Below are 18,679 nucleotides of genomic sequence, written 5' to 3'. Positions count from 1 at the left end.
CCAGCCTTGCCCGACCATGACATCCGGGCTACTATCTACGCCATCGAAACGCCCTTGAACCGAAGGAGAATGCCATGGCCGACACACGCATCATCGACGCCGACGGACACGTGATGGAGCTCGACGACGAGCTTCGCGACTACATCGGCGGCCCGTACGCCGAACTGGAATGGCACCGGTCCTACGGCTTCTGGCCGGGCCTTACCATGGACGGCTACCTGCGCTCGTTGAGGCAGCCGGGCGGCTGGGTCGGCGGCGGCACCGGACCCAACGCCGGGCATTGGCTCGACTTCCTCGACAAGAACGGCATCGAGCTGACTGTGCTGTACCCGACCCAGGGGCTGACCCACGCGGCCATCCGGGACCACGAATGGGCCATCACCATGGCCCGGGCCTACAACGACTGGCTGCACGACCGCTTTATGCGGGTGAGCCCGCGCCTGGTGGGCGTGGCGCTGTTGCCTATCCAGGACATCGACGAGGCCGTCAAGGAGCTTCGCCGGGCGGTCGAGGAACTGGGGATGGTGGGCGCCGTGTTGCCTTCCGCCACCCCGGGCGGGAAGCTCTTCAGCGGCCCCGACTTCCACCCCTTGTGGGAGGAGGCCCAGCGGCTGGACGTGCCCGTGTCACCCCATGGCGGCATGAGCTTTCCGGACCTGGGCATCGACGACACCCGCAACTTCATGGTGGCCCACACCCTGGAGCATCCGTTCGCGCAGTTCCGGCAAATCGTGGCGATGATCTGTGAAGGCGTGTTCGAGCTGTTTCCCAGGCTGCGCTTCGGCGTGCTGGAGTGCGGCGCGGGCTGGGTCCCCTACCTGATGGACCGCCTGGACGAGGAGTACGAGCGCAAGGGACACTACTCGCCGAACTGCAAGCGCAAGCCCAGCGAGTATTTCCGGGAAGGCAACATCTACTTCGCCGCCGAGGTGGAGGAGACGCTGCTGCCCGAGACCGCCCGGCTGGTACCGGAGCACACGCTGCTGTGGGCGTCCGACTATCCCCACGAACGGGACCAGCGGGACTTCAGCCAGGACATCCCGCACCTCATGGGGCGGGACGACCTCAGCGAAGAGCTGAAGCACAAGATCCTGTTCGAGAACCCGTTGCAGTTCTACCCGCGTCTGCGGGCGCGGCTGGATTCCACGTCGGTGGCGTCGGCGGAGGCGGCCGGGGCGGCGGGCTAGCTGAACAGGACCTTCGCCATCTCCGAGCGGAAGCGGTCGGCGAGTTCGTTCCGTCCCAGCACTTCGAAGATCTGCACCATCGCCTTGCGGGCGCCGTCGTCCTCGAAGGCGCGGTCCTGTTTGAGCACCGCCAGGAATTCTCCGAGGGCGGCCTCGTAGCGCTCTTCGGCGGCCAGCGCCTGGGCCAGGCGGAAGCGGAGGTCGAGGCGGTCCGGGGCCGCCGCCAACTCCCCGCGCAGGGACTCGATGTCGGCGCCCTCGCCCGCGCTGAGTTTCTGACGGGCGATCAGCCGGTCGGCCTCGTTGCGTTCCGGGTCACCCAAGGGAACTCTTTCAAGCAGCGGCAGGGCGCGTTCCTCATCCGTCTCCAGCAGACCCCGCCCCAGTCCCAGGAGCGCGCCGGCATGGTTCGGCACGTCTTCCAGCACCTGCGCGTAGATGGCCAGCGCCTTCTCGGCCTCACCCTCGGACCACAATCGATCCGCCTCGGCGGCCAGCTCGTCCTCGCGCGAAGGCACCACGCGCTCCAGGATCTCGCGCACGCCCGTTTCGGGCAGCGCCCCGGTGAACTCCGCGGCCAGAGCGCCGTCCTTGAACACCTTGACGGCGGGGATTCCCTGGATGCCAAAGGCGGCCGCCAGCTCCTGGTTCTCGTCCACGTTGACCTTGGCCAGGAGGAACTTGCCGCCGTATTCCTCGGCGAGCCGCTCCAGCACCGGCCCCAGGACCCGGCACGGCCCGCACCACGGCGCCCAGAAGTCCACCGCCACCGGCGTCTCCCGGGAGCGCTCCAGCACCCGCGCCTCGAACTCGGACTGGTCGACGTCGAAAACCAGCGCTTCCGTCCCTTCCAGAGAAACCTCCATGGTCCTTTCCCCGTCCCAGGAGTCGATCCCGCTTCGGCCCGATCTTGCTCGACTACTTCCTGCTCGGATCGAAATCCGCTCCGTTGAGTGTCACGTGCGTTTCCACCGGGGTCGGACTCTTGATCGTCTGGATGATGTAGCAGCCCTGCTCCGAGTTGCGGATCACCGCGGCCACGCGTTCCGGCGGCTCGTCGGACTCCACCTCGAGCTTGGTCTCGACGCCGACGCCCTCGGCATGCACCGTCTCCCGCAACACCGAGCCTTCGTTCTTGAAGCGCGCGGTCACGTGGATGCGCGCCTTGTCGATCTTCACCTTCATCATTTCCCCGTACCGGGAAAGCTGGGTGAGCAGTCAAAATCCGATGGACAGCGCGAAATACGCCATGGGCGGCGGCGCCGTGTTGTCGCCACCGATGTGTCCGCCCTCGTCGCACATCACCGTGAAACCCCGCGCCTCGCCGCGCTTCTGCTGCCGCCCCATCATCTCGGCGTCGGCCTCCATCACCACTTCGCGTTTGACGATCATGTCGTCCGCCATATAACAACCCTCCAGGAACTTTGTGGCACGAAGGGTAGCCGATAGACCCGGCACCGTCAATTTGCGTGGCAATCCATGGCCAAACGACATCCCGCACTGATACCGCTCTCCCACGACCACCACCACGGCCTGGCGCTGGCACTGCGCTGCCGCAAGCACGCCCTCGGCCAGCTCAACCCCGGCGACCCGGCGGCCATGGAGGCATGCGCGGCTGAGGCGGCGCGCTTCTTCGGCGAGAACCTGCAAACCCATTTCGAGGCCGAAGAGACGGTGCTCTTTCCGCTGATGACAAGCCTTGAAGACTCTCGGGAGTTGGTGGCCCGGCTCGAAAGCGATCACCGGAAGTTCCGCGACATGGTCGCCCGGTCGAGCGACGCGAAGGAGATGCGGAAGTTCCTTTTCGACTTCGGCGACCTGCTGGAGCAGCACATCCGCAGCGAGGAGCGTCAGCTCTTCGCCGCCTTCGAGCTGTACATACCCGAGGCGGACGCCGAACGCGCCGGCGTGGAGATCGACCGAGTACTGAGGCGGAATCAGCCCTCCGGCTCGGACGCGAAACCCGACACCCCATGAGCACCAAGACCGCCATCATCTCCATCGGCGATCTGACGGAGGCCGCCGTGGCCGACCTTACCGAAGTCTTCGGAAGCACCGCCGGCGTCGCCGAGGTGGATTTCTCGGTGGAGCGCCAGGTCGCCGTCGTCGAGTTCGACCCCGAGGTCACCCACATCGACGCCCTGATGCGGGTGGTGCTGGGCAAGGGGTACAAGGTCCTGTGACCGGTCATCCACCGATGTCGAATACAATTCTCAAAGCGTCGTCGATCCTGGCCAGGTCCTCGTCTTCCAGATTGCCACGCACGCTGACCAAACGAGCTCGGTGATCAACCGGACGGGTTTGCAGACAGTCCGCCACCGACTTCTTGGTCAATCCGTTGCGGGACGAAGGCGCGATTTCCACATTGGTTACGATGCGGGCCTTTCGTCCACTCCATGCCGTTAGCGGCACGACCTGGACGACCGGGACGCGAGCATTGTAGGTATTGTTTGTGACGATCACACAAGGCCGAACCTTCCCGGTCTCCGACCCCTTGGTGGGATCAAGATCAATGTCGATGACCATTCCTCGCGTTAACCGGTTCAAGTCGGCCACTCCGATAGCGCCGCATCGGTCCATTCTTGTGTTTCGCCATCACCCGCATAGACTTCGGCATACAGTTCAGCCGATTCGCGCAAACGCTGCTGGGCTAACTCCATCTGCAATCGGTCGAGGGCCTTCCGCACGACATCACTCTTGTCCTTGAATCCGTACCGCTTGAATTGTGCGAGAAACTGGACCTGAGATTCGTCAAGACTGAACTTGGCTTGAAGCATGATGACCCTCCGGAACAGGGCCTATTCTAGACCCTATTCTTAGGTCCCTATTCTAGGCCCTAGGCCATGGAAGATCAAACCACTCGGCTGCCATTCCGGCAAGCCTACGGCAGACAGGCATGGTAAGGCGCACGGACTCGGCTTTACCCGGTACGGGCGACCCCCGGACACTCCGATACCTGTACAACTGGACGCTCCGCAACGCCGGGACGCGGCATGTGGTCTGGGCGCTGGCCGTGGTGTGTTTTCTCCAGAGTCTGATCCTGCCGGTACCGCCGGATCTGCTTCTCATCCCGATGGTGCTGGCGCGGCGCGCCAAGGCGTTGCTGTTCGCCACCATCTCTACCCTGTCATCGACTGCCGGCGGGCTGACCGGGTATGCCATCGGCTACTTTCTCTACGAAGCGGTAGGCGAGCCCCTGCTCGGTCTGTGGGGGTATGGGGGGAAGCTCGAAGCGTTCGAGGCACACCGGCAGGAGTGGGGAGCGTGGATCATCGTTGCCGGCGCCCTCACCCCGCTGCCGTACAAGCTGGTTGCCGTCGCGTACGGCGCTGCCCGGCTCGACGTCGGCGTCTTCATCCTCGCATCCCTGCTCTCCCGCGGCCTGCGTTTCTACGTCGAAGCCACGCTCCTCTGGTACTTCGGCCCCGCGGCGCGTGTGCTAATCGAGCGTCACCTGGGCGCAGCCACGGTGATCGGGTTGGTCCTTGTGGCCGGCGTCTTCCTCTTTGTCCGCTTCCTTACTTAGCACCTACGAGGCGTTACCCAAGATTTGACCAAGTCTTCTCAGTGCGTGCTCAACGGGAAGAACGGTGACATCATCCATGTAGACAGGACTCGATCCACCGTAGAAGACAAAACACTTGGCGGGAGGATAGTCCTTCTTGAATTCCCGGAGTGCCCTTGTGTCCTTGTGCTGTATCTGAGTCGAGCGCTTGATCTTGATGGCCAGCAGGCCACGCGGCCCGTACAGAACGAAATCGACTTCGGTGCCACTCCGGGTACGCCAGAAAGAGATCTGGTAGCCGTAGTCGCGGTAGTCGTTTACCGCCCTCAGTTCCTGGAGCACGAGCGTCTCAAGGGCGGGACCGTTTATCTCCGCGTCGGAGTCCAGCGGCCCCATGGGCCGGATCGCCCGAAATACGCCCGCGTCAAAGAAATAGAACTTCTTTTGCGAGACGAGTTTCCGTTTGACCTTGCGGGAGAACACCGGCAGGCGGACGGCGATGAGCAGGTCTTCCAGGATGGAGAAGTAGTTTTCCGCGACTGACCGCTCAATGTGCGCCTCTCGGGCGACGGCACTGGTGTTGATGGTAGCCCCTTGGGAAAAGCTCGCCACCTCCAGGAAACGCGAGAAGTGCCCGATGTTGCGCGTCAGGCTTTCCTGCATCACCTCTTCCCGCAGGTATGTCTGCACATAGTCCTTCAAGTATTTGGCGGGATCGCTTTCGCTAAATCGCGCGGGCAGATGGCCCAACTGGACAGAGTCGCGCAGGTTGAAGGCCTCCCGCTGTTCCACCGCCGTCACAGGATGCATGCGATAGGTCAGGGCGCGGCCGGCCAGCAGATTGACCCCGCTTCGTCGAAGGGTCCTGGCGCTGGAACCGGTCAGGACAAAGACCAGTCCGCGTGCTTCGATCAGGTCATGGACCTCGTTCAGCAGCGCGGGTATGCGCTGGACCTCGTCGATGACGGTCCAGCCGGTGTGGTCGGGGGCAATGAGTTGCCGAAGGTGCCCGGGATTTGCGGACAGACGATTGTAGTACTCCGACTGGAGCAAGTTGACGAAAAGCGCCTCGGGCAGCCGGTGCTTCAACCACGTGGTCTTGCCCGTGCCTCTGGGGCCGAAGAGGAAGAAGCTCTTGCGCGATTCCAGGGGTTTCTTGATGAGTCGCTCGAACACAGTCGTCCAGCTCGGATACCTTTTGCACCAGCATATAGGGCAAGTTGACGCAAAATGAAGTCCAAAACTGAAAATATCCAGGCGAATCTAAGTTTTTGACAGGTAAGCGCCCTTCAGTTGACCGCCGACCTACTCCCCGGCCACGGTCATGCGCCCCACCTTCACCGTGGGGGCGGCCACCGGGCTCTGCGGGCGGAGGTCGTTGCCGACCATTTCTATCCGGCTCAGCATGTCGTTCAGGTTGCCGGCGATGGTGAGCTCGGACACGGGGTAGGCAAGCTCGCCGTTCTCGATCCAGATGCCGGCGGCGCCCCTGGAATAGTTGCCGGTGACGGCGTTGAAGCCGAAGCCCATCAGCTCGGTGACGTAGAAGCCGTCCTCCACCGAGGCGATGATGTCCTCGGGGCTGTGCTCGCCGGGGATGAGGCGGAGGTTCATGGGGGAAACCCCGGAGGGCTGGCCCACGCCGCGGGCGGCGTTGCCCGTGGACTTGGCGCCGAGCTTGCGCGCGCTGTATGCGTCCAGGAGGTAGCTTCGCAGGAGGCCGGCCTCGACCACGTGCTTGCGCCGGACGCCGACGCCCTCGGCGTCGAACGGACGCGACCCCAATGCCCGCGGAATCGTGCCGTCGTCGACGATGTCCACGAGGTCGGAGGCCACGCGCTCGCCGAGCCGGTCGCACAGGAAGGAAGCGCGCCGATAGAGGGCGTAGCCGGAGACGGCTTGCGCCACGTGCCGCACCAGCGTGCCCGCGATGGACGCGTCGAAGACCACCGGTACTTCGCGGGTACGCACCTTGCGGGCGCCCAGCCGGCGGGTGACGCGGCGCCCTGCCTCCCGGCCCACGTCCTCCGGGGAATCCAGCGCGTCGCGGCGCCGCGCGGCCGTATACCAGTGATCCCGCTCCATGGAGCCGTTGGAGGTCGCCACCGGCGCCAAAGAGAGATGAAAGCTGGAGGTGGCGTACTCGCCGGAAAAGCCCTGGGAATTGGCGTGGATGAGGCGGTTGAACGAGCTGGCGAACTCGGCGCCCTCGGAGTTGGTCACCCGCGGGTCGTATTGCAGCGCGTGCTCCTCGGCCGTGCGCGCCGCCTCGATGCCGTCCTCGATGGGAAGTCCCCGAGCCTCCTGGTCCAGCAGGTCCAGGTCCGGCACCTCGGCGGCCATCTCGCCGGCTTCCGGCAGGCCGCCGAACTCATCCTTGGCCGTGGCCCGGGCCATGGCACAGGTCTCGTCCACCAGGCGGTCCAGCGAGGCTCGCGACAGGTCGGAAGTGGAGGTGCCGGCGGCGCTCTGGCCGTAGAACAGCCGCAGCCCGAGCCGCATCTCGTGCGCCTGGCTCACGGTTTCCACCTCGCCGAGCCGCACCTTCACCTGCACGCCCTCGTGCTCGATCAGCGTCACGTCGCCCTGAGAGGCGCCCTTCTCCTTCGCCCGCGCCAGCAAGCCCAGCGCCAGTTCCCGGTCCATCGGCAAACGCTCCATGTCCGCCTCAGCCTTGAGAGCCGCTCGGCCCGCGTACGGACGTGCCGCCCACCACGAGCTGGTCCACGCGGATGGTGGGCAGGCCCACGCCCACGGGCACGCCCTGGCCGTCCTTGCCGCAGGTGCCGATGCCGGCGTCCAGCGCCAGGTCCGCGCCCACCCGGCTCACCCGCGTCAACACGTCCGGCCCGTTGCCGATGAGCGTGGCGTCGCGCACCGGATGGGTCACCTTGCCGTCCTCGATGCGGTACGCCTCGTTGGCGGAAAAGACGAACTTGCCGCTGGTGATGTCCACCTGTCCGCCGCCGAAGGACACCGCGTAGATGCCGTCCTTGACCGAGCGGATGATGTCCATGGGGTCCTCCTCCCCCGCCAGCATGAAGGTGTTGGTCATGCGCGGCATGGGGACGTGGGCGTAGCTCTCGCGCCGGCCGTTGCCCGTGAGCCCCATGCCCAGCAGAGCGGCGTTCAGGCGGTCGTGCAGGTACCCGCGCAGGATCCCGTCCTCGATTAGCACCGTGCGCTGCGTGGGCGTGCCCTCGTCGTCCACGTTGAGGGAGCCGCGCCGCCAGGGGATGGTGCCGTCGTCCACCACCGTGCACAGCTCCGTGGCCACGCGCTCGCCGATGCGGCCGGAGAAGGCCGAGGTCTTGCGCCGGTTGAAGTCCGCCTCGAGGCCGTGTCCGATGGCCTCGTGCAGCAGGATGCCGGGCCAGCCCGGACCCAGCACCACGTCCATGGGACCCGCGGGCGCGGCCACCGCGTCAAGGTTCACCAGCGCCCGGCGCACGGCCTCGCGGGCGCTGGCCTCGCAACGCTCCGCGTCGACGCAGTCGTCCAGCGCCAGGCGTCCGCCCCAGCCGAAGTCGCCGGCCTGCCGGTTGCCCTTGTCCTCCACGATGCAGCGGATGTTGCAACGCACCAGCGGCTGGAAGTCCCCCAGCACCCAACCCTGCGACGAGGCGATGAGCACCACCTTGTTCTCCAGCGACAGGTTGGCGAACACGCCCTTGACGCGCGGGTCGGCCTTGCGCGCGAACCGGTCCAGGTCCTGCAAAAGGCCGATCTTGCGCTCCAGGGGAACATCCGAGAAGGAGCGGGGCACGGGATAAAGGTCGTGGCGCGAAGCCGCCGGGGTCGGAACCCGCGCCGGCCGGTCCGAGCCCCGGTCGTGGGCGATGACGTTGGCCGTCCGCACCGCCGTGTCCAGGTTCTTGATGGTCACGTCGTCGGTGAACGCGTATCCGGTCCTGGCTTCGGCGAGCACGCGCGCGCCGACACCGTTGGCGGTGGATACCGACGCATGCTTGACGAGTCCCTCTTCCAGGTGGACCTGGTCGTGGGTGCGGTACTCGAAATAGAGGTCGGCGTAGTCCGCGTGCCGAGCCATGGCCCTGCCCAGCACCCGGTCCAGATCCGGCGCCGTGACGCCGAACCGCTCGTCGAAGAACGCCGCCGGCGAGAAAGCGGGCGGTCCTCCTTGGCTCTTGTCCAAGATCCCTCTCTTTCCTTATATCGGACTTGCCTGTACACTATTAGATCGGGTGCCGTCGCTCCCCTCCGCAACCACCACAAGAACAGTGTAACGGCAACACACACAACATGAAAGGATGCGGGGAGCGGCCGGACACAGTTTCGAGGAGTTGATCCGATGGACCAGAAAATCGTTCACGTTGTCGGTACGGGGACCATAGGCGAGCCGCTCATCGGTATCCTGGCGAGCTTCAGGGAAGCCTTCGGTATCGACGAAGTGACGTTCAACAAGCAGACCCCGCGGGTCACCGACCGCTCCAAGATCACCGCACTCGAGGGCAAGGGCGCCAAGCTGAGCGTGGACAAGGACCACTGGGACGAGTTCGCCAAGCTCGGCATGAACCCGTCGTTCGACTCCGAAGCCGCCATCGAGCGGGCTTCCGTGGTCATCGACTGCACCCCCGTCGGAAACGAGAACAAGGAGAAGTACTACCAGCACTACGCCGGCAAGAACGGCAAGGGCTTCATCGCCCAGGGCAGCGAGTTCGGGTTCGGGAAGATGTACGCCCGCGGCATCAACGACGCCGCGCTCGACCGGGACGAGGACCGCTTCGTCCAGGTGGTGAGCTGCAACACCCACAATCTCGCGGTGCTCATCGACACCCTGGCCCTGGGACCGGAGAAGGAAGACAACCTCGATGCGGGACGGTTCGTGTGCATGCGCCGGGCCAACGACATCAGCCAGGAGGGCGACTTCATCCCGGCGCCCGAGGTGGGGCGCCACGACGACGAAAGGTTCGGCACCCACCAGGGGCGCGACGCCTACTACCTCTTCAAGTCGCTGGGCCTGGACCTCGACATCTACTCGTCCGCGCTCAAGCTCAACACCCAGTACATGCACACCATCCACTTCAACCTGATGCTCAAGCGCGCCATCGACATGGAGCAGCTCATGCAGCGCATCCGCTCCAACCGCCGCATCGCCGTCACCAGCAAGAAGTCGTCGGCGTCGGTGTTCTCGTTCGGACGGGACCACGGACTGTTCGGGCGCATCCTGAACCACACGGCCATCGTCACCCAGAGCATCGCGCTGCGCGGGGACCGCGAAGTCGTGGGCATGTGCTTCACGTCCCAGGACGGGAACTCGCTCTTGAGCAGCATCGCCGCCACCCTGTGGCTGCTCAATCCCGACACGTATGAGGAGCGGCTCCAGCCCATCCGGCCGTACTTCTTCCGGGAAATCTGACCCGGACCGCCATCGCAACGTCCGGCCCGGGCCTGTCACGGGCCCTGCCCTGTCTACGGCAATCGCTCGAAGCGGGCCACGTCGCCCACCGCGATGTGGTGGCGCCGCGCCACGCCGGCGCGAACTTCCAGCACGTACCGGCTGGCAACTCCCACTCTGACCGAACGCGTCGAGAAGGGCACGGTGTCGTGGATGATCCCCACCACCCGCCGGCGCCGGTCCATGAAGATCATGTCCAGGGACAGGGGCGTATTCTTCATCCAGAAGGAGTGATCGCTCTCGTCCGGGAAAATGAACAACATGCCTTCGTCGTTCCCGAGATCCTGCCGGTACATCAACCCCCAACGCCGCTTCTCGGGGGTACGTGCCACCTCGACGCTGAAGGTGGCCTTGACCCCGTCGGGGCCTTCGAAGATGACCGAAGGCGCCCGGTCGCACGCCGCCTGAAGGCAGAACAGCAGCACGCAGACCGGCAACAACCGCCACCGCGCACCCATCCCGAATGACTTCATGACATCGGCCACGCGCCGCCCCACAGCCGGGTGAGAAACTCGCGCCACGGCAGGATGTCGATGCCGTCGACGCGACGAGCCGCGGGCTCCAGGGATACGACTACATAATGCGAAAGGATGTTCTCCTGACGGAGCGCCTGCAATCCCCTCAGGTCCCGGTTCGAGACCGTCCTTTTGGCCTTCACTTCGACCGCGAGTCGTCCGACGACGAAATCCACTTCGAACTGGGATCTCGACCGCCAGTATTTCGGCAGGCCAAGCAGATGGTAGTCACAATAAGCGCTGATCTCCTGGAACAAGAAGCTCTCGAATGCCTCGCCGTACTCGGTTGTGCCCGGCGGCAGACCGCGACGCCCTTGCAGATGCCGCGCCAAGCCAATGTCGAACAGGTAATACTTGGACGTCGAGACCGCCTTGCGTTTACGGGTTTCAGTATAAGCGGCTACCTCACTCGCAATGAACGTATCCTTAAGGATTCCATAATACTCGCGGACCGTGGACGCGGGGACTTGTGCATCGCTAGCGATCTGAGTGTAGTTGACCATCCGTCCGTGTGACAGCGCGGCCACTTCAAGGAATCGACTGAAGGCCCCGATATTGCGAACCACGGCCTCGGCCGCGACCTCCTCCTTGAGGTAGTCACCCGCGTATGCGGCAAGGTCTTCGGCGGGTTCGTCGGAGAAATAGATCGACGGCAACAGACCGTACTCCAGCGCCCGCGGCAGACGGAAGTCTTCGCCCAGTTCGGCACTGACGAATGGATGCAGCACGCGAGAACGCGCCCGGCCACCGAGCAGGTTAACGCCCTTGCGTCGCAGAGCGCGCGCACTGGAGCCGGTCAGGAAGAAGCGGACGCCGTGCTCTTCGATCATGAGTTGGACTTCGTTCAGGAGCGCCGGCAACTTCTGAATTTCGTCGATCACGATCATCCGGGTCTCCGGTGTCAGGGCCTCCCTGATCAACGCCGGATTTCGGGAGAGGCGGATGAAGAGTGTCTGGTCCAGCAGATTGTAGGTGCGGACGTCCGCGAGCTGCTGGCGGATCAGCGTGGATTTGCCGGTCTGGCGCGGACCGAAAAGGAAGCAGGACCTCTGCCGCAACAACTCCCTGGCATTGAGGTGACGCGCTATGACCGGAGGAAGCATTTGATGACAATCCGCAAGTAAGTTGTGGATTATCATGACAACCAACAGCCTATCTGTCAATCATCCTGCTATTCCGCGGGTTCAGGGTCGAGATTGGCGCTACAAGAGAGTTTCAGCTAAGTTAGGCGGCTGGAGTTGAAACGATCATCGGAGTCACCCATCACCCTCCACGAATCCAGCCATGATCCAACCTTCGTACCGCGAATTCGCGGCACTCGCCAAGCAGGGAAACGTCGTTCCGGTGTACGAGGAAACCCTTATGGACCTCGAGACGCCGGTGTCGTTCTACAACCGCCTGAAGAAGAGCCGGCACTCGTTCCTGCTGGAAAGCGTGGAAGGGAGCGAGCGCTGGGCGCGCTATTCGTTCCTCGGCACCGAGCCGGAGATGGTGTTCAAGGCCTGGGGCAACGAGGTGGAGGTGACCGAGGGGCGGAAGAAGAGAAAGTGGACCTGCGATGATCCGTTGAGGGCGCTCACGGAAATCCTCGAAGGGTACCGGCCCGCCAACACAATTCCGGATCTGCCGTTTACCGGCGGTGCCTTGGGCTACGTCTCCTACGACGCGGTGGAGCGGGTGCACGGGGTGGCCAACCCGGACCGGAGCTCCAACCGCTATCCCGACATCTACTTCATGTTGGTGCGCACGCTGGTGAGCTTCGACAACCTCAAGCACACCATCACGATCATCGACAACGTCCACATCGACACCAGCAAGAGCCTGCGCGTCCTTTACGGCGAAGCGGTGGCCCGCATCGAGCGGGTAAGGACCTCCCTGCGGAAGTCCCCCGACGCCCTGGAGGCCAGAAGCCTCACCGCGACCGGAGACGGCGTCCGGTACCGTTCCAACGTCACGCCGCACACGTTCCGCGCCATGGTGCGCCAGGGGAAAGAGTACATCGCCGCGGGCGACGTCATCCAGGTGGTGCTGTCCCAGCGGCTGGAGGCGAAGACCCGGGCCGAGCCGCTGGAGATCTACCGCGCTCTGCGCTTCACCAACCCGTCTCCCTACATGTTCTACCTGGAGCTGGGCGATCTCAAGATCATCGGCTCTTCGCCCGAGATCCTGGTGCGCCTGACCGGCCGCCGGATCGAGTACCGGCCCATCGCCGGCACGCGGCCGCGGGGCAAGGACGCGCGGGAGGAACGGGAGCTTGAGGAAGACCTTCTCGCCGACCCAAAGGAGCGCGCCGAGCACATCATGCTGGTGGACCTCGGGCGCAACGACGTGGGACGCGTGGCCGAGGTGGGCTCGGTGGAAGTGGACCAGCTCATGGTCGTGGAGCGCTATTCCCACGTCATGCACATCGTCTCCAACGTCAAGGGTGAGCTGGCCCCGGACAAGACGCCGCTTGATCTGTTCGGCTCCTGCTTCCCGGCGGGCACGGTGTCGGGCGCGCCCAAGGTCCGGGCCATGCAGATCATCAGCGAGCTGGAGCCGGAGCGGCGCGGACTCTACGCCGGCGCCGTGGGCTACCTGAGCTTCAACGGCAACCTCGACACCTGCATCGCCATCCGCACCATCACTCTCCACAACGGCACCGCCGTGATCCAGGCCGGCGCCGGCATCGTCGCCGACTCCGACCCCGCCACCGAGTACGAGGAGACCCTCAACAAGGCCCGCGGCATGCTCAAGGCCATCGAACTGGCGGAATCCTGGCGCAAGGAGCGGTAACAGACGGCCACATGATCCTGCTCATCGACAACTACGACTCGTTCACCTACAACCTCTACCACTACCTGGCCGAGTTGGGCGCCGAGGTACGCGTGGCGCTCAACGACCAGATCGCCGCGGACGCCGTGGAGGAAATGCGCCCGAGCGCCATCGTCGTGTCGCCCGGCCCGTGCACGCCCAACGAAGCCGGCGTTTCGTGCGAAGTCATCCGTCGCTACGGCCCGCGCATCCCCATCCTCGGCGTATGCCTGGGCCACCAGTGCATCGGCGCCGCCTACGGCGCCCGCGTGGTGCGCGCCGCCGAGATCATGCACGGCAAGATGTCCGACGTCACCCACGACGCCCGCACCATCTACCGCTCCCAGGCCAACCCCTTCGCCGCCATGCGCTACCACTCCCTCGTGCTGGACCCCGAGAGCCTCCCCGACGAACTCAGCGTCAGCGCCCGCACCGCCGACGGCGTCATCATGGGCGTCCGCCACCAGCGCCACCCGGTGGAGGGCGTACAGTTCCACCCGGAATCGATCCTGGCGGAGGGCGGGAAGACGCTGCTGAAGGATTTTCTGGAGTGCTACGCGTGACCCTTCCCACGGGCCTCGGGAACAGACACGAGCAACCATCGCGATCCGGCCAGTCACTCCGACCTCCGCTGTCAACATCGAGCGACCACCAAACCAGCGGACTGTTCCAGGATGTCTGTCGAACATGGAGGCACAGAAATGATACTGGTCACTGCGAGAAAACACTTTGATGAAGATAAACAGAGAGCACGGCTACTTACGAGTCACGCCAGCGACCTTGAGCAGGGGCTGTTGAAGGATGATGTTCTTCGGTCGGCGTGGATGATAGCCGTCGGAGCAAGCGACGCCTATTTCTGTGACGCGTATGCTGATCTCGTTGCCAGAACCCTACGAGCTAAAGACTCCGAGCCAAACATCGAGCTTCCTCACCGCCTAGGAAGCTTGCAAGTCCCGGTCACTGCAGTCATCCGTGAGTCTAGCGGTTGGCGTTGGAGAATGGCTGCCAGAGGCCTGATGGAACGAGAAAACGTCCTTTCAATCGACCGGATAAAAGAGCTGTTCAACCACTTCTTCGACGAACAGAGGAAACTAATGAACCCAACCACAATAGAGCCTTGGATCCTGCACAAGGACTCTCGGCAACGCTTGTGGGGATTCTCGAAGACGACTTATCGGCGTGGGAACGATAAGCCTGCCGCGTGCCGTGCAGCCGTAAGGAAGTTCGGAGAACGAATGTCCAACATTTTCCAGCGTCGTCACGATTGTATTCATAATTGCGACCGGCCGAAAGCTGCCCTTCAGCAAACTAGTGTGGCAGGAGTCAAAAAAGCTATTGAGGACATAGAGTTCCTGGTCAATCGCTGCCACGAAGCCTTCGTCAACGAATTTCCGGAGTACATCGGCAGATGTGGCTTCTCGGGAGCCACCAAGAATGCGGTGACTTAGTCCCAATGTTGCAGAAAGTCTGTGAAGAGCGGTCCGAAGCACACTCCCTACGAATCGTCATTCCCGCGAAAGCGGGAATCCAGGCGGGGCGTGGGCAGAGACACTGGCCAGTTGACCCCGCTCCACCCCTGGATTCCCGCTTTCGCGGGAATGACGATTCGTAAGGGATGGCTTCGGATCGCTCTCCACAGAACTATTATTGCAACATTGAGGCTAGTGTGGTGTCTGGCCAATTCGCATCATAATCTGCGGGTCTTTTTCGCCGTCGGCTGCGTTGCTCTTCCTCGCGTGGTGCCCGCCACTCCTCGTCATCGCGCCTTGCCCACGACAAAAAATCTTCCGCATATTATGACGCGAATTAACCAGACACCACACTAGTTGTGGTTTGGCTGTGCTCGATAATCCTGCTCATCAGGTCCGCATCCAATAGGCTTCTGCGGTTGAGAGGCCAATCAAGGGAAGGATGCCAGCCCTCGGAGGCGTTTACGCCACGAGACTGATTCCGTGCCGAGCCAAGAGGTCCGGCAATTGCGGATGATCCACCAACGTTCCCTTTTCAGTCGATTGTAACTTCTCTATCCCGCGGTCGAACACTCCGTAAACATCCTTCCCGGTCAAACGAGAGGGATAGAGCAGGCCGTCGATCTCGGCGTGTTCGGCGTAGATCGTTTCCGCGAACGCGCGTCCCGCCGCATGATTCCTGGCACGAACGACATCGGTCGGAGCGCCGATCCGGGCGCATCCGTCGCCGCGCAGATCGAGCAACGTCAGCAACCCTCCAGACCTCGGGGAGATACGCACCCAAACGCGTTCCGTGATCTCCTTCAGACCGACCTCGCGGCTGCGCCGCCGCGTGAACCGGTCTCTCACCACGGTTTCGATGAAGACGGTTGCGAAGTCCGGAGAGGAATATAGGACCGTGTACCCCGCGGTGAGAGTACAGAACCGCGAATCGCCGCGGCCGGTTCCAAGCGGAGATGCCTGATAGCGGCTTGGTACGATCCGGTAGTTTTCGGGAAACGCCGCCTTGAGGAGCACAGGCCGAATCCTGTGCCGAGGATAACTGGGCACGCTCACGTGAAGGAGGAACCGAAGCCGGGTGCCGCGCCGAGGACATCTTCGATGTGTCCTGCTTTCAGCAACTCAAGGGGTAGGGCGGCGGTGTCTTCGAACGGCCATTCCTGGGTGAGGAACGCCCAGGCCAGTTCCGGGTCTCCGACAGCAGCGGCGACATCCGCCAAGCCGGCGACCACCCGTCCGGGACCGAGGATCTGTGCCGCGGGAATGTTCAATCCTCGCTTCGTCGACCTCCAGGCGAGGAGAATTCTCCTTTCCACCCAGTCGTAGATGGTGGTCCGGGAAACCTTGAGCCGCGCCGCCGCCTCCGAAACGCCCAGAATGTCCTCTCCGCCTCGACGAACGACGAACGGGCGCAGCCTTTCCGGTATGTCAACGACAGCGTCTCGTTCTTCGACCTCGCATTGCGCAGCGGCCGTTTCCAGGGCGACTGCGACTGCAAGATGCGCCTCACGCGGGTGATCGCGGACAAAATGCCTGGCGCTGCTCGACAAGCCCGGCAAACCCTCCGCGAGCAACCCCATCGCCTGTTTCATCGATCCGATGGACCCAGCCATCTTACCCTCCTCCTGTTCATGACAGAACACGGACCAGGATAAGGCAAGATGTCCAGTTTGTAAAGTATGTAAACCTAAACCTGCTGCGCCGCGTACGCTCGGGCGCACTCTTCGCTGCAGAAGTAGTTCTCGCCGGAGCGGTAGGCTTCGTTCTTGGGGACGTAGCTCTTGCAGTGGGGGTCCAGGACCATGGATTCGCCCTGGGACGGGTCGGTGTTGCCCCCCTTGCGTTTGAGGCTCGAGTAGAGCAGCACCACGAAGAGGTAGACGAGCAGGCCCAGTATGAGAAATTTTAGGATCATCTCATCGGCACCGTTGGGACTCGCGGCGTCTCCTGTGCGTCGGGACCGGCGATCGGGCGCACGCGGTTGTCATCTTCCACCTGGGCCAACAGCTCCCGGATGCTGACTCCCAGACGCGCGTGCTTCAGTTCCGGTGCGATCTCGCACAGCGGAGACAGCACGAACCGGCGCCGGTGCAACTCGGGGTGCGGAATGATCAAGTCGGGTCCTTCCAACACCGTATCATCATAGAACAGGATGTCCAGATCGATGACCCGGTCCGCCCAGTGCGGGCGCGCGGCCGGGCGGCCCATCTTCCTCTCGACGGTCTGGCAATGTTGCAGCAGGATGTGCGGCTCCAGGCCCGTGTCCACGGCCGCGACGCCGTTGACGTACCATTCGGTGCTCGCCGCGCCCCACGGCTCGGTGGCGAACCAGGACGAGACTTCGCGCACCCAAGTTTCCGGGAACTCCCCGATCTCGCCGACGGCGCGGCGGCAGTTCCGCTCCTTGTCTCCTTGGTTCGAACCCACCCCGATGTAGGCGCGCTTCGTCATGGACGTCGGCGTCCTGTCCGGTCCATTCGCACGCGACCTAAAGGCTGAGTTGCTGGAGCCGCTCCACGGCTTCCTTCAAGCGTTCCGCCGGCGAGCACAGGGTCATCCGGATGAAGCCTTCGCCGGGCTCGCCGAATCCGTTTCCGGGTGTCGTCACGATGCCTGCTTCGTCGAGCAGCCGGGCGGTGAAGTCCGTGGAAGTCCATCCCCCGGGCACGGGCAGCCACACGTAGAAGGTCGCCCGGGGCGGAGGAAGCTCGAAGCCGGCGCGGTGCAGGCCGTCCACCACCGTGTCCCGCCGCTCCTGGTACACTTCGCGGATCGGCTCAAGGAACTCCTCCGCGTGCTCCAGGGCGACGATGGCCGCTTCCTGGACCGGCTGGAAGACCCCCGAGTCCACGTTGGATTTCACCTGGCCCAGGGTTCCCACGAGTTCCGCGCAGCCTACCGCCATGGCGATACGCCAGCCGGTCATGTTGAAGGTCTTGGACAAGGAGTGGAACTCGATGGCCACGTCCTTGGCGCCATCCACCTGCAGAATGCTCGGCGCGCGATACCCGTCGAAGCCCATCTCCGTGTACGCCGCGTCATGGCACAAAACGATGTTGTGCTTGTGGGCGAACTCCACCGCTTCCTTGAAAAAGCTCTCATCCGCCACCGCACCGGTGGGATTGTTGGGATAGTTGATCCACAGCATCTTCGCGCGCTTGAGCACGTCGGACGGTATGCTCGAAAGGTCCGGCAGAAAGCCGTTCTCCCGGTGCAACGGCAGGAAGTGGACCGAACCTCCGTTGAACTTGGTGCCGATCTCGTAAACCGGATAGGCGGGTGTGGGCACGAGCACCACGTCGCCCGGGTCCACGTAGGCCACCGCCATGTTGGCCACGCCTTCCTTGGAGCCGATGAGGGAGACCACCTCGGTGGCGGGGTCCAGGGTGACCCCGAAGCGCCGCGCGTACCAGTCCGCCACCGCCTGGCGGAACTCCATCATGCCCGAACTGCTGGGGTACCGGTGGTTGGCCGGCTGGGTCGCGGTCTCCGACAAGCGTTGGATAATCCTTCCGGGCGTGGGCAGGTCGGGGTCCCCGATGCCCAGGTCGATGAGGTCGACTCCCTTGGCCTGGGCGGCGCGTTTCTTCCGGTCGATCTCGGCGAACAGGTACGGTGGCAACTCCTGGATGCGTTTGGCCTTGCTGAACATTACGGGCGACTCGCTTTCTCGGTTGATGGATCGGGTCTACGACGGTTCCCCCCGTAAACCGGGATCCGAGGCCAACTTGAACCCGCCAGCTTACAACATTTCCCGCCCGCTAGCGAAATCCCGCGAACACGGTGTTCGC

The 18,679-nt window shown here is 63.7% G+C and carries 23 protein-coding genes; 8 read left to right on the top strand and 15 right to left on the bottom strand.

Annotation, left to right across the window (positions count from 1 at the left end; translation table 11 throughout):
* The first annotated feature begins 74 nt into the window (after window positions 1-74).
* Window positions 75-1,187 carry an amidohydrolase family protein gene (locus tag OXF11_05675; GenBank protein MCY4486592.1) on the top strand — a complete coding sequence of 371 codons (1,113 nt, stop codon included), beginning with the start codon at window positions 75-77 and terminating at the stop codon, window positions 1,185-1,187.
* Here OXF11_05675 and trxA read toward each other — a convergent pair.
* From trxA to OXF11_05660, 3 genes are read right to left on the bottom strand one after another with little or no spacing between them, the layout of a single operon-like run.
* Window positions 1,184-2,053: a thioredoxin gene (trxA, locus tag OXF11_05670; GenBank protein ID MCY4486591.1), complete on the bottom strand. Its 870-nt coding sequence runs from the start codon at window positions 2,051-2,053 to the stop codon at window positions 1,184-1,186. The two genes, OXF11_05675 and trxA, sit on opposite strands and share 4 nt — an antisense overlap.
* A 52-nt stretch (window positions 2,054-2,105) precedes the next feature.
* Entirely contained in the window at window positions 2,106-2,405 is a 300-nt protein-coding gene (locus tag OXF11_05665) for an OsmC-related (seleno)protein (protein ID MCY4486590.1), read from the bottom strand.
* Window positions 2,406-2,591 (bottom strand): hypothetical protein, encoded by a 186-nt coding sequence (locus OXF11_05660; GenBank protein MCY4486589.1) that lies wholly within the window; start codon window positions 2,589-2,591, stop codon window positions 2,406-2,408. It abuts the gene before it with no gap.
* Window positions 2,592-2,666: 75 nt separating this feature from the next.
* Between OXF11_05660 and OXF11_05655 the strand changes: the two genes are divergently transcribed.
* Together OXF11_05655 and OXF11_05650 are read left to right on the top strand one after the other, a co-directional pair.
* Window positions 2,667-3,164 carry a hemerythrin domain-containing protein gene (locus OXF11_05655; protein ID MCY4486588.1) on the top strand — a complete coding sequence of 166 codons (498 nt, stop codon included), beginning with the start codon at window positions 2,667-2,669 and terminating at the stop codon, window positions 3,162-3,164.
* Window positions 3,161-3,370 (top strand): hypothetical protein, encoded by a 210-nt coding sequence (locus OXF11_05650; GenBank protein ID MCY4486587.1) that lies wholly within the window; start codon window positions 3,161-3,163, stop codon window positions 3,368-3,370. The genes OXF11_05655 and OXF11_05650 overlap by 4 nt, the downstream gene beginning before the upstream one ends.
* 4 nt (window positions 3,371-3,374) lie before the next feature.
* On the opposite strand, the gene OXF11_05645 is transcribed toward OXF11_05650, so the two are convergent.
* Complete coding sequence (locus OXF11_05645; protein MCY4486586.1) at window positions 3,375-3,713, bottom strand: type II toxin-antitoxin system PemK/MazF family toxin; 339 nt, start codon at window positions 3,711-3,713, stop codon at window positions 3,375-3,377.
* A gap of 17 nt (window positions 3,714-3,730) precedes the next feature.
* Window positions 3,731-3,964: a hypothetical protein gene (locus OXF11_05640; protein ID MCY4486585.1), complete on the bottom strand. Its 234-nt coding sequence runs from the start codon at window positions 3,962-3,964 to the stop codon at window positions 3,731-3,733.
* 119 nt (window positions 3,965-4,083) lie between these two features.
* Here OXF11_05640 and OXF11_05635 point away from each other — a divergent pair, with 119 nt between their 5' ends.
* On the top strand, window positions 4,084-4,713 hold the full coding sequence (locus tag OXF11_05635) for a DedA family protein (protein MCY4486584.1): 630 nt from the start codon (window positions 4,084-4,086) through the stop codon (window positions 4,711-4,713).
* A gap of 3 nt (window positions 4,714-4,716) precedes the next feature.
* Here OXF11_05635 and OXF11_05630 read toward each other — a convergent pair whose 3' ends face one another.
* The 3 genes from OXF11_05630 to tldD form a co-directional block, all read right to left on the bottom strand.
* Entirely contained in the window at window positions 4,717-5,868 is a 1,152-nt protein-coding gene (locus tag OXF11_05630) for an ATP-binding protein (GenBank protein ID MCY4486583.1), read from the bottom strand.
* Between the two features lie 129 nt (window positions 5,869-5,997).
* A complete protein-coding gene (locus OXF11_05625) occupies window positions 5,998-7,353 on the bottom strand; it encodes a metallopeptidase TldD-related protein (GenBank protein ID MCY4486582.1) in 1,356 nt (451 codons plus the stop codon).
* A 7-nt stretch (window positions 7,354-7,360) separates the two neighbouring features.
* Complete coding sequence (gene tldD, locus OXF11_05620; protein MCY4486581.1) at window positions 7,361-8,848, bottom strand: metalloprotease TldD; 1,488 nt, start codon at window positions 8,846-8,848, stop codon at window positions 7,361-7,363.
* 156 nt (window positions 8,849-9,004) lie between these two features.
* On the opposite strand from tldD, the gene OXF11_05615 reads away from it, so the two are divergent.
* Window positions 9,005-10,072: a hypothetical protein gene (locus tag OXF11_05615; GenBank protein MCY4486580.1), complete on the top strand. Its 1,068-nt coding sequence runs from the start codon at window positions 9,005-9,007 to the stop codon at window positions 10,070-10,072.
* A gap of 53 nt (window positions 10,073-10,125) precedes the next feature.
* On the opposite strand, the gene OXF11_05610 is transcribed toward OXF11_05615, so the two are convergent.
* Together OXF11_05610 and OXF11_05605 are read right to left on the bottom strand one after the other, a co-directional pair.
* The gene (locus OXF11_05610; protein ID MCY4486579.1) at window positions 10,126-10,584 is read right to left on the bottom strand and encodes a DUF192 domain-containing protein; all 459 of its coding nucleotides are present in this window, start codon (window positions 10,582-10,584) and stop codon (window positions 10,126-10,128) included.
* Window positions 10,581-11,729: an AAA family ATPase gene (locus tag OXF11_05605; GenBank protein MCY4486578.1), complete on the bottom strand. Its 1,149-nt coding sequence runs from the start codon at window positions 11,727-11,729 to the stop codon at window positions 10,581-10,583. Before OXF11_05605 ends, OXF11_05610 begins: the two co-directional genes overlap by 4 nt.
* A 181-nt stretch (window positions 11,730-11,910) precedes the next feature.
* Between OXF11_05605 and trpE the strand changes: the two genes are divergently transcribed.
* The 3 genes from trpE (at window position 11,911) to OXF11_05590 (ending at window position 14,867) form a co-directional block, all read left to right on the top strand.
* Entirely contained in the window at window positions 11,911-13,401 is a 1,491-nt protein-coding gene (trpE, locus tag OXF11_05600) for an anthranilate synthase component I (GenBank protein ID MCY4486577.1), read from the top strand.
* A gap of 11 nt (window positions 13,402-13,412) precedes the next feature.
* Window positions 13,413-13,982, top strand: a complete 570-nt coding sequence (locus tag OXF11_05595) for an aminodeoxychorismate/anthranilate synthase component II (GenBank protein ID MCY4486576.1) — start codon at window positions 13,413-13,415, stop codon at window positions 13,980-13,982.
* Window positions 13,983-14,120: 138 nt separating this feature from the next.
* Entirely contained in the window at window positions 14,121-14,867 is a 747-nt protein-coding gene (locus tag OXF11_05590; GenBank protein ID MCY4486575.1) for a hypothetical protein, read from the top strand.
* A gap of 483 nt (window positions 14,868-15,350) precedes the next feature.
* Here OXF11_05590 and OXF11_05585 read toward each other — a convergent pair whose 3' ends face one another.
* The 5 genes from OXF11_05585 to OXF11_05565 form a co-directional block, all read right to left on the bottom strand.
* On the bottom strand, window positions 15,351-15,905 hold the full coding sequence (locus tag OXF11_05585) for an RES family NAD+ phosphorylase (protein MCY4486574.1): 555 nt from the start codon (window positions 15,903-15,905) through the stop codon (window positions 15,351-15,353).
* A 35-nt stretch (window positions 15,906-15,940) separates the two neighbouring features.
* On the bottom strand, window positions 15,941-16,501 hold the full coding sequence (locus OXF11_05580) for a helix-turn-helix domain-containing protein (GenBank protein ID MCY4486573.1): 561 nt from the start codon (window positions 16,499-16,501) through the stop codon (window positions 15,941-15,943).
* A 74-nt stretch (window positions 16,502-16,575) separates the two neighbouring features.
* Complete coding sequence (locus OXF11_05575) at window positions 16,576-16,803, bottom strand: PP0621 family protein (protein ID MCY4486572.1); 228 nt, start codon at window positions 16,801-16,803, stop codon at window positions 16,576-16,578.
* Window positions 16,800-17,339, bottom strand: coding sequence for a 2-amino-4-hydroxy-6-hydroxymethyldihydropteridine diphosphokinase (gene folK, locus OXF11_05570; protein MCY4486571.1), 540 nt, complete (start codon window positions 17,337-17,339; stop codon window positions 16,800-16,802). The genes OXF11_05575 and folK overlap by 4 nt, the downstream gene beginning before the upstream one ends.
* A gap of 37 nt (window positions 17,340-17,376) precedes the next feature.
* Window positions 17,377-18,540, bottom strand: a complete 1,164-nt coding sequence (locus OXF11_05565) for an LL-diaminopimelate aminotransferase (GenBank protein MCY4486570.1) — start codon at window positions 18,538-18,540, stop codon at window positions 17,377-17,379.
* Between the last annotated feature and the right edge of the window lie 139 nt (window positions 18,541-18,679).

This window comes from Deltaproteobacteria bacterium (assembly GCA_026712905.1).
Taxonomy (GTDB): domain Bacteria; phylum Desulfobacterota; class Binatia; order UBA9968; family JAJDTQ01; genus JAJDTQ01.
The sequence above is the reverse complement of the archived record's forward strand: the minus strand, read 5'-3'. Positions and strand labels throughout refer to the sequence as shown.

What these genes read in the sequence shown, in the direction of transcription:
- OXF11_05675 (MCY4486592.1), top strand. Translation starts at nt 75, where the DNA reads ATGGCCGACACACGCATCATCGACGCCGACGGACACGTGATGGAGCTC.
- trxA (MCY4486591.1), bottom strand. Translation starts at nt 2,053, where the DNA reads ATGGAGGTTTCTCTGGAAGGGACGGAAGCGCTGGTTTTCGACGTCGAC.
- OXF11_05660 (MCY4486589.1), bottom strand. Translation starts at nt 2,591, where the DNA reads ATGGCGGACGACATGATCGTCAAACGCGAAGTGGTGATGGAGGCCGAC.
- OXF11_05655 (MCY4486588.1), top strand. Translation starts at nt 2,667, where the DNA reads ATGGCCAAACGACATCCCGCACTGATACCGCTCTCCCACGACCACCAC.
- OXF11_05650 (MCY4486587.1), top strand. Translation starts at nt 3,161, where the DNA reads ATGAGCACCAAGACCGCCATCATCTCCATCGGCGATCTGACGGAGGCC.
- OXF11_05645 (MCY4486586.1), bottom strand. Translation starts at nt 3,713, where the DNA reads ATGGTCATCGACATTGATCTTGATCCCACCAAGGGGTCGGAGACCGGG.
- OXF11_05640 (MCY4486585.1), bottom strand. Translation starts at nt 3,964, where the DNA reads ATGCTTCAAGCCAAGTTCAGTCTTGACGAATCTCAGGTCCAGTTTCTC.
- OXF11_05635 (MCY4486584.1), top strand. Translation starts at nt 4,084, where the DNA reads ATGGTAAGGCGCACGGACTCGGCTTTACCCGGTACGGGCGACCCCCGG.
- OXF11_05625 (MCY4486582.1), bottom strand. Translation starts at nt 7,353, where the DNA reads ATGGAGCGTTTGCCGATGGACCGGGAACTGGCGCTGGGCTTGCTGGCG.
- OXF11_05615 (MCY4486580.1), top strand. Translation starts at nt 9,005, where the DNA reads ATGGACCAGAAAATCGTTCACGTTGTCGGTACGGGGACCATAGGCGAG.
- OXF11_05610 (MCY4486579.1), bottom strand. Translation starts at nt 10,584, where the DNA reads ATGAAGTCATTCGGGATGGGTGCGCGGTGGCGGTTGTTGCCGGTCTGC.
- OXF11_05605 (MCY4486578.1), bottom strand. Translation starts at nt 11,729, where the DNA reads ATGCTTCCTCCGGTCATAGCGCGTCACCTCAATGCCAGGGAGTTGTTG.
- trpE (MCY4486577.1), top strand. Translation starts at nt 11,911, where the DNA reads ATGATCCAACCTTCGTACCGCGAATTCGCGGCACTCGCCAAGCAGGGA.
- OXF11_05595 (MCY4486576.1), top strand. Translation starts at nt 13,413, where the DNA reads ATGATCCTGCTCATCGACAACTACGACTCGTTCACCTACAACCTCTAC.
- OXF11_05590 (MCY4486575.1), top strand. Translation starts at nt 14,121, where the DNA reads ATGATACTGGTCACTGCGAGAAAACACTTTGATGAAGATAAACAGAGA.
- OXF11_05580 (MCY4486573.1), bottom strand. Translation starts at nt 16,501, where the DNA reads ATGGCTGGGTCCATCGGATCGATGAAACAGGCGATGGGGTTGCTCGCG.
- OXF11_05575 (MCY4486572.1), bottom strand. Translation starts at nt 16,803, where the DNA reads ATGATCCTAAAATTTCTCATACTGGGCCTGCTCGTCTACCTCTTCGTG.
- folK (MCY4486571.1), bottom strand. Translation starts at nt 17,339, where the DNA reads ATGACGAAGCGCGCCTACATCGGGGTGGGTTCGAACCAAGGAGACAAG.
- OXF11_05565 (MCY4486570.1), bottom strand. Translation starts at nt 18,540, where the DNA reads ATGTTCAGCAAGGCCAAACGCATCCAGGAGTTGCCACCGTACCTGTTC.